This is a genomic window from Acerihabitans sp. (assembly GCF_036398755.1).
GTDB lineage: Bacteria > Pseudomonadota > Gammaproteobacteria > Enterobacterales > Enterobacteriaceae > Acerihabitans.
The window spans coordinates 1-14,499 of record NZ_DASWOM010000027.1; the positions used below are offsets into that span (position 1 = coordinate 1).

Sequence of the window (14,499 nt, forward strand, 5' to 3'; positions counted from 1 at the left end):
CTTCTTTACTGAAAATGCCATTCATATACAGAACTGTACCTCGTTTTACCCAAATGCGTTATCACATACTCTGTAATCAATGGCAAGCCATTTTTGATCAGGGCCGGATATGTCGCACATAATTAAATCGTTCAGTTGCATTGCGACGGTTATCCGCGCATCCAATAGTTGAAAATTTCGCCCATTAGATAACCACGTTAACCACCACGATGATTTCTGTACCATTTATCGATAACCTTAGCGCAAACACTTGTCAACGTCCAATGCAATATTCAAGAATAACTATTCATTTACCGATAAAAGAAAACAAGGGGTCTGGCTCACATTTTTTCAGATTTGCTTATACCCTAATCAACTATCCAGGGAATAAAATTTCCCTGACGGTGTCCGTGTCCATGCCCGCCGTGCCGCGACGCTTTGCCGCGCGGCCGCTCCCCCCAGGACAATGCGCCATGATTGGTCCCCAATATTGTGCAGGCCGCCGGCGGCTTGATGATTGCTCACGGAATCGCCCAGGCGCGTCGGCGTTATTTTGCCGCCGCATCGGCCCCCGGGTAAATCGGTTTACTGCTCATCAGCCTATGCGAAATAATATTTGATAACGTGTTAAGCACGCCATTCTTTAATATATTTTATATGACCAGCGTCATTATAATGAAATAAAGAACAGGATAATGTGGATCCGGGACCGGTGATACCGGCGGCGCGCGAGATCGGGGATAACAACCGCCGCCCGGCGCGAGCGGCTATTTAAGTGGTGTTATGACCGCCGATGTTAATTATCCGGCGGTGTGACTATTGTCAAAGGGCTATTTTCCCACCGATTTTCAGCGGGTGGAAATCATGCTCGGTGATGCCCGCGGTTAATAAGGCTTGTTCCAGCGCCAGCGGCGGTTCGTCAAGCGCTTCGTCCGCAAGTTCAAATACCCCCCAGTGGATCGGGATAACCCTGGGACAGGCTAATTGCCGATATACCTCCACCGCGCCGGCGGGACTCATATGGCTTTCGCCCATGAACCATTCTGGTGCATAAGCGCCTATGGGCAAGGCGGCGACGCTGAAGGGCCCGAGCCGCGCGCCGATTTCAGCCAGGCCGGGACTGTAGCCGCTGTCGCCGGAAAAGTAAAAACGCCAGTCTTTGGTTTCCACCACCCAGCCGCACCACAGGCTGCGGTTATGATCTTTTAGGCTACGCTGGCTCCAATGCCGCGCGGGAACGCTGTGCAGCCTGATACCGTGGCTGTAGACGCTGTCCCACCAGTCGCACTGTTTTATGGTACGCACGCCCCGCTTGCGCAGCCAGCCGCCCATGCCCAGCGGCGCCATCACCTGTATCGCCGGAAAACGTTTCAGCAGCATCTTCAGGGTGCCTTTATCCAGGTGATCATAATGGTTGTGGGAATAAAGGATCATCTCGATTGGCGGTAAATCGGCAATTTTTACCGGCACCGGCGTTTTGCGTTTGGGGCCGATAAAGGGCAACGGTGAGGCGCGCGTCCCCAGGGCCGGGTCGATAAGCAGATAGCGTCCCGCCGCGCGCACCATCAGGCAGGCATGTCCCAGCCACCATACCGCGTCTTCCGTACCGCTGAAATCAGCGGGTTGCCACCAGCGTTCGATAAAGCCCGGATACCCGTCGCGGGGAGGTTTGGGCAGGCCCTGTTTTTTCCTTTCGTCCTGCCATTTCTTATATGCGCCGGGTGTTCTCACCCCCGGCTCGATATTACGGAAACCCTCCGGTGTGTGGTGAGGTTTTGCGGCATCATACCAAGGATTTTTTTTTGTCATCGTGTTCTCGATTCTCACGTTGGCTGCAGGCCAACGGCAAAAATGCGCAAATAAACCGGATTATGTGATGGATGCCACCGCTGCGCCCGGCAGGATGGCCTATGATGGGCGGGTCTAGCGTTCGGCGATAAAATCTTTAAACAGAATGGGTTCCCCGGCCGGCAGCGCCTTGGCGCCATTATCGGGATTAGCCGCCTGCCCCAGGCGCAGCAGCAGTTCGGTCTGCTGCTTTTGCTGTTCAAGCAATTCGTTGAGCAATAAAATCTGCTCGTTGGCCCTGACGCTTGCGCGATTGAGGTAAAACCACACCACCAGGCAGATGATAAAAACGACCAACGCGATCGCCATTGAGGCGATATTAAGGGTATCAAATCCAAATTCGTTCATAAAGTGACCTTGCCACTGAAAAAACCAGAAGCTATCTTATCACTCCGTGGCCATCATTGTACCCCGCGCGATAAAATTGCCGCGCCGGACCTCCCTTTACCAGGGCATCCACTTGGTCACCAGGCACATCCCGCTAAAAAAATCCCCGCCCTGATCGCAAAAGCTGTTCAGCGCCGATAGCCACAGCAGCAGGCAAAGCAGCAAAATGACCCCTATAGATATCGAAGTGTTTTTTTTCAAAACCCACGTCCTGTACCGTCGCAATAGCGTTATTCTAGCCAGCAAAACTTAAACGAATGGTAACCATAGGGATTTCATTATCAGAATAATGATTTATAAAGCGGATGATATGGGTGTAAGAAAATAGGGTGCCAAGGATTTACCCCGACACGCCTGCTTACCGATCAGGGATGCGCCGTCCGGTCGAATTTCAAATCGATCAGCGCGATCGCTTTTTCAATGGCACGCCGGGTAACCGGGTCCTGCGCCGCCGGATGGGTGGCAAAATCGATATTTTTCAATTGCCCCGACATTTTGTCGCGGATTTCCACGGGCGCAATAACCTCGATAACATCAAGTATCTGCTTGATAACCAGTTGGCAAGCGACTAAATCGGAGACCAGCTCCTGGTTTTCCGAAAAGGGTTGGGACATGGCTACGCCTCTCTGCGCCTGGACCGTCGGTTAAAACGGATACTGTTGATAACCAATTTGCTGGGAAATATTGCGTGCCGCGTCGTGAAGCATCTTCACATAGTCGCTTTTGCTCGCTTCCGAGAAGCGGATGGTCGGGAAAGAAATGCTCAGGCCTGCGATCACCACGCCAAAACGGTCGAAAATCGGCACCGCAATGCAGCGCAGCCCCTCTTCCTGCTCTTCATTATCCTCACCAAACCCCTGCTCGCGCACCAGATCCAGTTCCGGCAGCAGGGCCTCGCTATCGGCGGCGGTGTGCTGTGTGCTGCGGTTGAACACCACGCCGGAAAGAATCTCCCGCGCCTCGTCCCGATCGCGCCAGGCCAGCAGCACTTTGCCGATAGCGGTGCTGTACAGCGGATTGCGGCGGCCGACCCGGGAATACATGCGCAGGTTATACATGGAATCGATTTTATGGATGTAGACAATACTGTCTTCATCAAGCGACCCCAGGTGAATGGTCTCACGGGTCAAATTAGACAGCACGCGCATCTGGATATCGGCAATGCGGATCAGATCCACATTTTGCAGCGCCTTGGCGCCAAGCTCGAACAGTTTTAGTGTCAGGGAATATTTTTCCGATTCGCCTTCCTGCGAGACATAGCCGAGCGATTTCATCGTCTGCAAAAATCGATACACCGTGCTCTTGGACATCATAACGCGCTGTGAAAGCTCGGTTATGCCGATTTCCCTCTCTTCGCCCAGTGCCTGTAGAATTCCAAATACCTTTAACACAGACGATACTGAATCGGGCTGTCTGTCTAGATCTGTCATCGCCATGGTTATAAAAGTCCTGATAAGCGTTATGTTTTAAAAAAAATAGAACATGATTTTTATTATAAAGGCAAGCCTGCAATCAACGCAATAACCATTGGCTTTACCGGATGTATTTAACTGGCGATGCATGATTTATTACATTTATCCGGCGTTGCGGCGATCGCCATTTTGTTAATTGGTGCTAGGATGATGTTTTTGACGGTGCGTTAATCCTTCATGATCCAGAACTCTGCCGACGGCCTTCCCCTCCCCCAACGTTATGGCGCAATATTAACCATTATCATCAGCATCAGCCTTGCCGTGCTGGACGGCGCCATCGCAAACGTAGCCCTGCCGACCATTGCCCGTGAATTGAACGCCAGTCCCGCCACGTCGATTTGGGTGATTAACGCCTACCAGTTGTCCATCATCATGACCATTCTGTCCTTCGCCACCCTGGGGGATATTTATGGCTACCGGCGGGTCTATCAATGCGGGCTGGCGGTATTTACCCTGATGTCGCTGGTCTGCGCCCTGTCGGACAGCCTATGGATGCTGATAAGCGCCCGTGTGCTGCAAGGACTGGGCGCGGCGGCGTTGATGAGCATCAATACCGCCCTGATCCGCATCATTTATCCCTCGCGCCTGCTGGGGCGCGGCATGGCCATCAACACCCTGGTGGTGGCGGTCGCCACCGCCGCCGGTCCGACCGTGGCCGCGGGGGTATTGTCCATCTCCTCCTGGCAATGGCTGTTCGCCATTAACGTGCCCATCGGGCTGTTGGCATTTTACCTGGGCCGCCGTTTCCTGCCGGTTAACGCGCTGAAAAACAAAGGACAGCGGTTCAACTGGTTCAGCGCCCTGATGAACGCGCTGACCTTTGGGCTGCTGCTCTCGGCGCTCGGCGGATTTTCCCAACGGGTCGGCGGGCAATGGATACTGCTCGAGCTGGCCATGGCGGCGGTAATCGGCGTGTTTTTCGTCCGGCATCAGCTGCGCCAGCCCTGGCCGCTGCTGCCGGTGGATCTGTTCCGCATTCCGCTGTTCGCCCTGTCGATGGGAACATCCATTTGTTCTTTCTGCGCCCAAATGCTGGCCATGGTCTCCCTGCCGTTCTATCTGCAAAGCGTGCTGGGCCGCAGCGAGGTGGCGACCGGTCTGCTGCTGACCCCCTGGCCACTGGCCACCATGCTGCTGGCCCTGGTGGCGGGCAGGCTTATAGGCCGTGTGCATTCGGGTCTGCTTGGCGCCATCGGACTGGGCGCCTTTGCCCTGGGCCTGTTTTCGCTGGCCTGGCTGCCCGCCGCCCCCGGGGATGGGGAAATCATCTGGCGCATGATGCTGTGCGGCGCCGGCTTTGGCTTATTCCAGTCTCCGAATAACCATACCATCATCACTTCGGCGCCACGCAACCGTAGCGGCGGAGCCAGCGGCATGCTGGGCACCGCCCGGCTGTTCGGCCAAACCTCCGGAGCGGCACTGGTGGCGCTGATGTTTAATCTGTTCGGCGCCACCGGCACTCAGGCGGCGCTGGTGCTGGCCGGATGCTTTGCGACAGCGGCGGCGCTGGTAAGCGCGCTGCGCATCAAGCAGGGCAGCCCTGAGCGCCAGGACGTCCAGGATATCCACGGCGCGGAATAGCCGCCCGGGCCTTATTTAAGATAAGTCCCGGCCCGCAGCGCCTCGATCCGCTTATCCAGCGGCGGGTGGGACATAAACAGCTCGCTGAACGATTTCGATTTTCCGTTGATGCAAAACGCCAGCATGCTGCTTTCCTCCTGTGGTTCATAACTGGTTTTCAAGCGCTGCAACGCGGCTATCATCTTCTCGCGTCCGACCAGTCTTGCCGAGCCGGCATCGGCGTGGAACTCGCGATGACGGGAGAACCAGAGCGTAATGATGCTCGCCAGCACGCCGAACACCAGTTCCAGCACCATGGAGACGGCAAAATAAATCATCGGGTTGCCGTTGCTGCTTTCGCCTTCATCGCGGTTGGACGACAGGAAACCCGCCGCCAACTGGGCCAGGATGCGCGAAACGAAAATAACGAAGGTGTTCACAATGCCCTGGATAAGCGTCATGGTCACCATGTCGCCATTGGCCACGTGGCTGATTTCATGGGCAATGACCGCCTCGGCCTCGTCGCGGCTCATATTTTGCAACAACCCCGTGCTGACCGCCACCAGCGAGGCGTCACGCCGCGCGCCGGTGGCGAAGGCGTTGATATCCGGCGCCGGGTAAACGGCCACCTGCGGCATGGCAATCCCGGCCTGCTGCGACTGCCGCCGGACTATCTCCAGCAGCCAGCGTTCGGTCTCGTTGCGGGGCTGTTCAATCACTTCTCCGCCGACTGACCGCAGCGCCATCCATTTCGACATCAGCAGCGAAACAAACGCGCCGCCGAAACCGAACAGACCCGCCATGACCATTAACCCGGTTACGCTTGACGATTGTATCCCCGTCAGGCTCAGAACCAGACCGAAAACCAGCATGACGGCCAGGTTGGTGAGAAGAAAGAGAGCGATACGCATCATAAGAAGGTGATTCCTCGAAAATAACGCCCATTGCGCTAGCCATGATGGTATGGGTTTGCGCGCCGTTTTCAAGGGTTGCGTGGCATTAAGTGCTTAAAAAGACATAACTTTACATTTTGTTAAGCTTTTTACGCCAAGGATCGCGGTAATAAAAAAAGCGGCATGCAAACGCCGGGTTCGCCGATGCCAGGAGATCAGCCGTGAGGCGGCCGCGGCATCGACACCGCTGGGTGAATTCGTCAGAACCTCGAAGGAATAATCTGGATTAACCAAGGCGCCGTCGGAAAGGCGCCTTGGTAATTGGACCGGTTTTACTTGACGGGGGCCGGCTGCGTGGCCGGTTGTCCGCTTTCCGCCTTGCTCAGGTCAAGCGCGATATGCACCGACTCATCCAGGTAAGGATCGGGTTCGTGGTAATCCTTGGGGATGGCCTCCAGCGTTTTCACCGGGGTTTTACCCTGTCGCGCCAGGCGCTCGTTGGTGCGCTGCAAGCGCAAGGCATCGTCCTCGTGGCTCTCTTTCTCACGTTGCGCGAGATTGAGCGAGGCAATGTTGCGCTTGTCCTTCAGCGCATGGAACTTTGCAATATCCTGGGCGATATACTGGAATTCCGGATCGGCGGCAATCCTCTCCTTGTGCGCCTTCAACAGTTCGGCGGCGAAGGGTTTCAAATCGCCGGTCTTGGTGAAGGTGGCCGCATTGATGCTGTCCCAGGGTAAGGCGTTATCCTCAAACTTCTCGCCGGTTTCAATAGTCTCGTCGCCGGTGGGCATGATGATATCCGGCACTACCCCTTTGCGCTGGGTGCTGCCGCCGTTAACCCGGTAGAACTTCTGGATCGTGTACTGAATCGAACCCAGCGCCGGCCAGTCCGGCCGCAGCATCTGATCGTAGATGCGGTTCAGGGAGCGGTATTGCTGCACCGTGCCCTTGCCGAACGTCGGCTCGCCTACGATTAGCGCCCGGCCGTAATCCTGCATGGCGGCGGCGAAAATTTCCGACGCCGAGGCGCTGAAACGATCGACCAGCACCACCAGGGGGCCTTTGTAATAAACGATGCCGTCGTTGTCGCTATCCTCGCGGATTTTGCCGTTATTGTCGCGCACCTGCACCACCGGACCGCTGGGAATAAACAGCCCGGACAGGGACACGGCCTCGGTCAGGGCGCCGCCGCCGTTGGTGCGCAAGTCGATGATGACGCTGCTGACATTCTGTTTTTGCAATTTCTGCAGCTGTACCTTGACGTCATCGGTCAGGCCGACATAAAAACCGGGAATGTCCAGCACGCCGACTTTCTGGCCGCCCACTTCTTTAACGGTGAGTTTTACCGCGCGATCCTCGAGACGGATACGCTCACGCGTGACGGTGACGATACGGGTCTTGGTGCCCTTGCCCGCCGGCAGGATTTCCAGCCGCACCTTGCTGCCCTTCGGGCCTTTGATCAGGGAAACCACGTCATCAAGCCGCCAGCCGATGACATCCACCATCGGCTTGCCGGTCTGGCCGACACCCACCACGCGATCGCCGACGGTGATGGTTTTACTCTTCGCCGCCGGTCCGCCCGGCACCAGCGAATTGATCACCGTGTAATCGTCGTCCATTTGCAACACCGCGCCAATACCTTCCAGGGACAGGCTCATCTCGGTGTTGAACTGTTCGGTATTGCGCGGCGAAAGATAATTGGTATGCGGATCGATTTCATGGGCGAAGGCGTTCATCACCAGTTGGAACACGTCCTCGCTATTGCTCTGCGCCAGGCGGCGAATGGCAAATTGATAACGTTTGGTCAGCACATCGCGGATCTCGTTATCATCCTTGCCGGTGAGCTTGAGGCTGAGCTGGTCGTATTTGACCTTGGCGTCCCACAGCTTGTTCAGCTCCGCTTCATTTTGCGGCCAGGGCGCCTTGCTGCGATCGAGTTCTATGGTGTCGTTACCGGTGAAATCCATCGGTTTGGCAAGCTGGGCCAGAGCATATTGATAGCGTTCGAAACGCCGCCGCTGCGCCAGGTTGTACAATGCGTAGGGCACATCAAGCTTACCGCTTTTCAGCTCATCGTCCAGCAGGTTTTTCTTATCCGCGAACTGGGCGATGTCGGATGACAGCAGGACGTTATGGCTGTAATCCAGCATATTCAGGTAACGGTCGAAAATCTTGGCCGAAAACGCATCATCCAGATCAAACTGGCGATAATGGGATCGGGTAAAACGAGCGGTGACGCGTTCACTGACGGTCTCTTGTTGCGCTTCTTCGTGAAGCTGGGGAATCTGGTCGGCGCGGGTGATTTTATTATCATTCGCCGATGCCGATCCCGCCAGTAACAACCCTGCAATTGCAGTTACTCTGACAAATTTGTTCATGCCCTGGTCGGCCTCCGTATCAGAACTGCAGGTGTTCTGCGCGCACAATCAAAGCCATCCCGGAAGAAAGCTGCACACGTACCCCTTCTTTGGCAATTTCCATAACCGTTGCTTCCATGGGATCTTTGCCCACCTTGACCTTGATTGCCTGGCCGATATGTAATTTTGAAATATCGGTAACCGGTAGCTGCTGGCGCGCCGGGGCGGCCTGCTTAACCGGCTGAGCTGCCCGATCGCTCTTGACGTCGGTCTTGGCGTCTCGCTTGGGGCGATTGGCCGGACGCGGTCTGCGCGGCGCAGCGCCGTCATCCGGACCTTTTTTGCCAGCCGCGGGCTGGGAAACCGGCGCGGCGCGGCGCGGTGCCGGCGTTTCGCCGTTTTCACGTTTCTTGGCCTGCTGGGCGGCGCGTTGCTGCTGGACCCGTGCCTTGGCTTCCTCAAGTTGCTTGCGGGCGTGCTCGACATGCTGCGCTTCCAATTCCCCGCAGGGATTGCCGTCGAGATCGACGCGCTGGGCACCGAGTTTGATGCCGTACAGGTAGCGCCAGCTTGATGTATAGAGCCTTAAAGCGGAACGCAACTGCGTTTTGCTCAGGCTGTCCTCCCCCTGGATGCGCGCGACCAGATCGGCAAAAATACCGATTTTCAGCGGTCGCGCCTCGCCTTCGGCGCTGAAACAAAGCGGAAACCGCTCGGCCAGAAAGGCGATGACTTCTTTATTACTGTTCAACTTGGGTTGATTTTCCATGAATTTTCCTGATTACAACGGGTTTGCCAACCAGCGCAGGCATGAACAGGCGTCATTATAATGACGCCATCGGCAAATGCCACGTTATCTGTCTATCAATATAAAGTATTATTGATAAAACGTCGCAAATTGGTGTGCTCCAACTGCTGGCAAAGCCGTTCCACCAAGGCTTTCAGCCCATCTTCGTCATCCTGGTCGAAGCGATGGTAAATCGTGCTATCAAGGTCCAGAACCCCGACCACCCTGCCGTCCAGGGTAATCGGCAGCACGATTTCGGCATTACTGGCGGCGTCGCAGGCGATATGGCCGGGAAACGCGTGGACATCATCCACCCGCTGGATGCTGTTTTGCGCCACCGCGGTACCGCAGACGCCCCGGCCCACCGGTATGCGCACGCAGGCCACCTTACCCTGGAAGGGGCCAAGCACCAGTGTATCACCGTCAAGCAGATAAAAACCCGCCCAATTGACGCCGTCGAGATGTTCAAAGAGCAATGCGCTGCAGTTGGCCATCGCCGCGATAAAATGCGTCTCGCCTTCAATCAGCGACGACAGGTTTTGGAGTAATTCAGCATAGCATTGTTGTTTTTTCATATTAAAACCAATAAATGAGCTAATCTTTCATATACCGGCGATCTGGCCGGTCTCAAATACATTAAGCAATAAATGCCCACGGCCACAAGATTAACCCTTTATGACTTCACAAAGCCAGTATCCACAGGTATGTTTGCGCAAACCTCTCCGGCGACATCCTGCCGGAGTCAATTGCCGATTGATGGAATATGAAAGGCAGGCATGATGGCGCGTAAACCCTTGCGGCGTCCCGGTATATGATAATTCAGCACATTCACGGCGCGTTGCCCCAAGGACGCGGACAGCGTTGCGCCCAGTGCGACGCGCTCTTTATCCTGCCGGCGTTGAACCAACACCAGGATGCGTTCTGCCCGCGTTGCCGGGCCAGGGTTGCCGTCGGCAATGAATGGAACATCAACCGGCTGGCCGTTATGGCGGCCGCCATGCTGTTGCTGATGCCCTTTGCCTACGCCGATCCGCTGATAAGCGTGCGGCTGCTGGGAACCTCGATCAGCGCCAACCTGCTGCACGGCATCTGGCAGATGGCCTTGCAGGGCGATCCCATCACCGCCAGCATGGTGGCCTTCTGTACCATCGGCGCCCCTTGCACGATGGTAATTTCCCTGCTGTATCTGTATTTCGGCCAACGGCTGGGAATGAATCTGCGCCCGGTGCTGCTGATGCTCGATCGGCTTAAAGAATGGATAATGCTGGATATTTACCTGATCGGCATGGGCGTGGCGGCCATTAAGGTCAAGGACTATGCCGCCGTGACCACCGGCCTGGCGCTGCCGGCGTTTATCGCGCTGACGCTACTGAGCGTCATGACGCTGACCCATCTCAATATCAGTCAACTGTGGGAAAAATTCTATCCCCAGCCGGAGCGGTTGGCGTTTCGTACCAATACCGCGCGGCTTCGGGTGTGCCTGGGCTGTAATTTCACCGGCACCGCCGACGTGCGCGGCCGCTGTCCTCGCTGTCATGTACCGTTGCGCCACAGGCGCCGCCACAGCGTGCAAAAAAGCTGGTCGGCGCTTATCGCGGCGATGGTGTTGCTTATTCCCGCCAACCTGCTGCCGATTTCAATTATCTATATCAACGGCAACCGCAATGAAAGCACCATTCTGGCCGGTATCGGCTCACTGGCGGCGGACAATATTCCGGTGGCGGCCATTGTATTTATCGCCAGTATCCTGGTGCCCTTTATCAAGGTCATAGTGCTGCTGACGTTATTGATCACGTTACATTTCAAGGTTCGGCATGGGCTTAAAACGCGCATTCGCTTATTGCGTTTCGTCACCTGGATCGGGCGCTGGTCGATGCTGGATTTGTTTGTTATCTCCATCACCATGTCGCTGGTGGATCGCGACCAATTATTGGCCTTTACCATGGGACCGGCGGCGTTTTTTTTCGGCGCCGCCGTTATTTTGACAATTCTCGCTGTCGAGTGGTTAGACAGCCGTTTGATATGGGATGCACATGCAACAAACGCCGACTACACCGACTAGCGCGGCAGTCAAGAATAAGCGCCGCCTATCGCCTTTCTGGCTGCTGCCTTTCATCGCCCTGCTGATTGCCGGCTGGCTGGTTTACAGCACCATTCAGGAACGGGGTTCCTCGGTAACCATTGACTTCGTTTCCGCCGACGGCATCGTCGCCGGACGCACGCCGGTACGTTACCAGGGGGTAGAGGTCGGCACCGTGCAAAATATCAAGCTCAGCGGTGATTTGCGCAGCATCCGGGTCGAGGTCAGCATCAAGCGCGATATGCGCGACGCATTGCGCAAAGGCACCCAGTTCTGGCTGGTAACGCCCAAGGCGTCCCTGGCCGGGATATCGGGGCTGGACGCGCTGGTCGGTGGTAACTATATCGGCATGATGCCTGGCAAAGGCGAAGAGGAAAACCATTTCATCGCCCTCGACACCCAGCCTAAATACCGGGTGAATACCGGTGAACTGCTGGTGCATCTGCACGCGGATAACCTGGGTTCGCTTAATACCGGGTCGCTGGTGTATTACCGCAAGCTGCCGGTGGGGAAAGTCTATGATTATGACGTTTCGCGTGATAAAGGCGGGGTCAATATCGACGTGCTGATCGACCGGCGCTTTACCGACCTGGTAAAGAAGGAAAGCCGCTTCTGGAATGTGTCCGGGTTAAAGGCCGATGTGGATTTCCACGGCGCCAAGGTGGAATTGGAAAGCGTGGCGGCGCTGGTCAACGGCGCCATCGCCTTTGATTCCCCCGCCCAGGGTGAACAGGCCCGATCCGACGATAATTATACGCTCTATCCCGACCTGTCCCACAGCCAGCGCGGCGTTATCATCACCCTTGATCTGCCGGACGGCCAGAATCTCAGCGAAGGCCATACGCCGCTGCTCTACCAAGGGCTGGAAGTCGGCACCCTGACCAAACTGACGCTGGGAAAAGACAATAAAGTCACCGGCGAACTGACCATCAATCCGTCCATCGTCGATTTGATGCGCAGCGACACCCGCATTGAAATGCATACGCCGCAGCTATCGCTAAACAATGCCAATATCGGCAGCCTGCTGTCCGGCGTGACGTTGGAACTGGTGCCGGGCGGCGGCGAGCCACAGCAGCATTTTACCCTGCTCGACAGTAATCACATGCTGTTGCAGGAACCCGGGGTGCGCACCTTCCGCCTGACCGCGCCGCAAAGTTACGGCATCGACAGCGGCCAGCCGCTGACGTTGCAGGGTATCCCGGTCGGTAAAGTGATAAGCCGCAAACTGATCGATAACCAGGTGGTTTTCGAGGCGGCGGTGAAGCCCGAGTATGCGGACCTGTTACATAAAAACACCAAATTTATCGTTAACAGCCGGGTCGACGTGAAATTTGGCCTGGACGGCGTACGGGTGCTGGGCACCAGCGCACAGGAATGGCTGGACGGCGGCATCGTGATCGTTCCGGGCGATCGGGGCGCGCCGCTGGACAGGTATCCGCTTTATGGCAACCGGGAAATGGCGGACCAGGGCATCCAGGGCGACAAACCGGCGCCGACGCTGACCCTCACCGCCGATAGCCTGCCGGATATCCAGGCCGGTTCGATCGTGATGTACCGCAAGTTCCAGGTAGGGGAAATCATCGACGTGCGCCCGACGGCGCAGAGTTTCGATGTCGATGTCTATATCCATCCGCAGTATCGCAAGCTGCTGACCGCCAACAGTATATTCTGGGCCGAGGGCGGCGCCCGCGTGCAAATCAACGGCAACGGCATCACCGTGCAGGCATCGCCGCTCGACCGTGCGCTGAAAGGCGCCATCAGCTTTGATAACCTGGACGGCGCGGTACAGGCGAAAGGCGCGCCGCGCAAACTCTATGGATCGGAAAACGCCGCCCGCGCGGTGGGCAGCCAGATCGTATTGCGAACTTATGATGCCAGTAAGCTGGCGCCGGGCATGCCGATCCGTTACCTGGGCATCGATATCGGCCAGTTGGAAACATTGAAACTGTCCACCGAAAACAGCGAGGTCATGGCGCAGGCGGTGCTTTATCCGGAATATGTACAAACATTCGCCAGGGTGGGAACGCATTTTTCCGTGGTTACCCCTGAAATTTCCGCCGCCGGCGTCAATCATCTGGAAACCCTGCTGCAGCCCTACATCAATGTTGAACCGGGTCGCGGCCAGGCTACGCGTAATTTCGAGCTACAGCAGGCAACGATTACCGACTCCCGCTATCTGGACGGCTTGAATGTGGTGGTGGACACGCCGGAGGCCGGTTCATTGCAGGTCGGCACCCCGGTACTGTATCGCGGCATCGAGGTCGGCACCGTGACCAACCTGTCGCTGGGGTCGCTTTCCGATCGGGTTTATGTCGCGCTGCGCATCAGTAAACAGTATCAGCATCTCGTGCGCAATAACTCGGTATTCTGGCTGGCATCCGGCTATGACCTCAAGTTCGGCCTCACCGGCGGCACGGTGAAAAGCGGCACTTTCCAGCAGTTTATACGCGGCGGCATCGCCTTTGCCACCCCGCCGACCACGCCGCTGGCGCCCAAGGCCGCCACCGGCAAGCATTTCCTGCTCAGCGAAGAAGAACCGAAAGAATGGCACGAATGGGGCACCGCCATTCCACCGCAGGGGTAGACCGCGCCGTTTGCGTATAAATCTGAACCTGTGGAGGCGGCGGATCGGGCGCCTTTAGCGTTTTGTGCGATCTTGACTATGCTTTACAGGTGACCGGTTACGGTTCCACCCTGGCGAGAAATGAAAAGGGATAATGTTATGACCAAGACTACTGTTAAAATTGGAAGTTTCAAGGTTGAAGACGCCGAACTCTCCGCCGGCGCGGATCGCGGCGTGGAGAATATCCTGCGCATCCCCTGTAAATCCGATCCCGAACTGTGCAAGCAGCTTGACGGCTGGGACGAGCACACCAGTATTCCGGCGTTCCTTGACGGCAAAGAGCACGTACTGTTCCGCCAGCACTACGATAATGATAATGATGCCTGGATCATGCGTCTGGAGTGATGGGCCCCTCCGCCGCACGGGCGGGCGGTTTCCCGCCGCGAGAGACGCTCGCCATGGCGCGGCTGTCTTCCCGTGGGCTGCGGCCCTTCGCCAATTATTTTCTGCGCCTGTAGCGCGCGCGGACCGGCTTCGCGTCTTGCGACGTAAGCGGCAAAAAAAAAGTCA

Annotated in this window: 13 protein-coding genes; 4 read left to right on the forward strand and 9 right to left on the reverse strand. The window is 56.5% G+C overall.

Going from position 1 to position 14,499, the window contains the following annotated elements:
- Positions 1 to 801 precede the first annotated feature (801 nt).
- The 5 genes from VGC33_RS05290 to kdgR all read right to left on the reverse strand — a co-directional run bounded on the left by VGC33_RS05290 (position 802) and on the right by kdgR (position 3,650).
- Positions 802 to 1,788 carry an MBL fold metallo-hydrolase gene (locus VGC33_RS05290; protein WP_331119708.1) on the reverse strand — a complete coding sequence of 329 codons (987 nt, stop codon included), beginning with the start codon at positions 1,786 to 1,788 and terminating at the stop codon, positions 802 to 804.
- Positions 1,789 to 1,902: 114 nt separating this feature from the next.
- Positions 1,903 to 2,175, reverse strand: a complete 273-nt coding sequence (locus VGC33_RS05295; RefSeq protein ID WP_331119709.1) for a YebO family protein — start codon at positions 2,173 to 2,175, stop codon at positions 1,903 to 1,905.
- 96 nt (positions 2,176 to 2,271) lie between these two features.
- The gene (mgrB, locus tag VGC33_RS05300) at positions 2,272 to 2,415 is read right to left on the reverse strand and encodes a PhoP/PhoQ regulatory lipoprotein MgrB (RefSeq protein ID WP_331119710.1); all 144 of its coding nucleotides are present in this window, start codon (positions 2,413 to 2,415) and stop codon (positions 2,272 to 2,274) included.
- A gap of 164 nt (positions 2,416 to 2,579) precedes the next feature.
- Complete coding sequence (locus tag VGC33_RS05305) at positions 2,580 to 2,828, reverse strand: DUF2766 family protein (RefSeq protein WP_331119711.1); 249 nt, start codon at positions 2,826 to 2,828, stop codon at positions 2,580 to 2,582.
- Between the two features lie 30 nt (positions 2,829 to 2,858).
- On the reverse strand, positions 2,859 to 3,650 hold the full coding sequence (gene kdgR, locus VGC33_RS05310) for a DNA-binding transcriptional regulator KdgR (protein WP_331119712.1): 792 nt from the start codon (positions 3,648 to 3,650) through the stop codon (positions 2,859 to 2,861).
- A 213-nt stretch (positions 3,651 to 3,863) separates the two neighbouring features.
- Between kdgR and VGC33_RS05315 the strand changes: the two genes are divergently transcribed.
- Positions 3,864 to 5,267 carry an MFS transporter gene (locus VGC33_RS05315; protein WP_331119713.1) on the forward strand — a complete coding sequence of 468 codons (1,404 nt, stop codon included), beginning with the start codon at positions 3,864 to 3,866 and terminating at the stop codon, positions 5,265 to 5,267.
- A gap of 11 nt (positions 5,268 to 5,278) precedes the next feature.
- Here the strand turns inward: VGC33_RS05315 and htpX are convergent, their stop codons facing one another.
- From htpX to msrC, 4 genes are all read right to left on the reverse strand, one after another.
- Positions 5,279 to 6,160 carry a protease HtpX gene (gene htpX, locus VGC33_RS05320; protein WP_331119714.1) on the reverse strand — a complete coding sequence of 294 codons (882 nt, stop codon included), beginning with the start codon at positions 6,158 to 6,160 and terminating at the stop codon, positions 5,279 to 5,281.
- A gap of 311 nt (positions 6,161 to 6,471) precedes the next feature.
- Positions 6,472 to 8,520 carry a carboxy terminal-processing peptidase gene (gene prc / locus VGC33_RS05325; protein ID WP_331119715.1) on the reverse strand — a complete coding sequence of 683 codons (2,049 nt, stop codon included), beginning with the start codon at positions 8,518 to 8,520 and terminating at the stop codon, positions 6,472 to 6,474.
- A gap of 19 nt (positions 8,521 to 8,539) precedes the next feature.
- Entirely contained in the window at positions 8,540 to 9,268 is a 729-nt protein-coding gene (proQ, locus tag VGC33_RS05330) for an RNA chaperone ProQ (protein WP_331119716.1), read from the reverse strand.
- A 95-nt stretch (positions 9,269 to 9,363) separates the two neighbouring features.
- Positions 9,364 to 9,861, reverse strand: a complete 498-nt coding sequence (gene msrC / locus VGC33_RS05335; protein WP_331119717.1) for a free L-methionine (R)-S-oxide reductase MsrC — start codon at positions 9,859 to 9,861, stop codon at positions 9,364 to 9,366.
- Positions 9,862 to 10,097: 236 nt separating this feature from the next.
- On the opposite strand from msrC, the gene yebS reads away from it, so the two are divergent.
- The 3 genes from yebS (at position 10,098) to VGC33_RS05350 (ending at position 14,334) form a co-directional block, all read left to right on the forward strand.
- Entirely contained in the window at positions 10,098 to 11,348 is a 1,251-nt protein-coding gene (gene yebS / locus VGC33_RS05340) for a membrane integrity lipid transport subunit YebS (RefSeq protein ID WP_331119718.1), read from the forward strand.
- Positions 11,320 to 13,950: a PqiB family protein gene (locus VGC33_RS05345; RefSeq protein ID WP_331119719.1), complete on the forward strand. Its 2,631-nt coding sequence runs from the start codon at positions 11,320 to 11,322 to the stop codon at positions 13,948 to 13,950. Before yebS ends, VGC33_RS05345 begins: the two co-directional genes overlap by 29 nt.
- Positions 13,951 to 14,088: 138 nt before the next feature.
- A complete protein-coding gene (locus VGC33_RS05350) occupies positions 14,089 to 14,334 on the forward strand; it encodes a DUF1480 family protein (RefSeq protein WP_331119720.1) in 246 nt (81 codons plus the stop codon).
- The last annotated feature ends 165 nt before the right edge of the window (positions 14,335 to 14,499 follow it).

Coding starts and splice junctions, on each gene's coding strand:
- VGC33_RS05290 (WP_331119708.1), bottom strand. CDS start 1,788: ATGACAAAAAAAAATCCTTGGTATGATGCCGCAAAACCTCACCACACA.
- VGC33_RS05295 (WP_331119709.1), bottom strand. CDS start 2,175: ATGAACGAATTTGGATTTGATACCCTTAATATCGCCTCAATGGCGATC.
- VGC33_RS05305 (WP_331119711.1), bottom strand. CDS start 2,828: ATGTCCCAACCCTTTTCGGAAAACCAGGAGCTGGTCTCCGATTTAGTC.
- kdgR (WP_331119712.1), bottom strand. CDS start 3,650: ATGGCGATGACAGATCTAGACAGACAGCCCGATTCAGTATCGTCTGTG.
- VGC33_RS05315 (WP_331119713.1), top strand. CDS start 3,864: ATGATCCAGAACTCTGCCGACGGCCTTCCCCTCCCCCAACGTTATGGC.
- htpX (WP_331119714.1), bottom strand. CDS start 6,160: ATGATGCGTATCGCTCTCTTTCTTCTCACCAACCTGGCCGTCATGCTG.
- prc (WP_331119715.1), bottom strand. CDS start 8,520: ATGAACAAATTTGTCAGAGTAACTGCAATTGCAGGGTTGTTACTGGCG.
- proQ (WP_331119716.1), bottom strand. CDS start 9,268: ATGGAAAATCAACCCAAGTTGAACAGTAATAAAGAAGTCATCGCCTTT.
- msrC (WP_331119717.1), bottom strand. CDS start 9,861: ATGAAAAAACAACAATGCTATGCTGAATTACTCCAAAACCTGTCGTCG.
- yebS (WP_331119718.1), top strand. CDS start 10,098: ATGATAATTCAGCACATTCACGGCGCGTTGCCCCAAGGACGCGGACAG.
- VGC33_RS05345 (WP_331119719.1), top strand. CDS start 11,320: ATGCAACAAACGCCGACTACACCGACTAGCGCGGCAGTCAAGAATAAG.
- VGC33_RS05350 (WP_331119720.1), top strand. CDS start 14,089: ATGACCAAGACTACTGTTAAAATTGGAAGTTTCAAGGTTGAAGACGCC.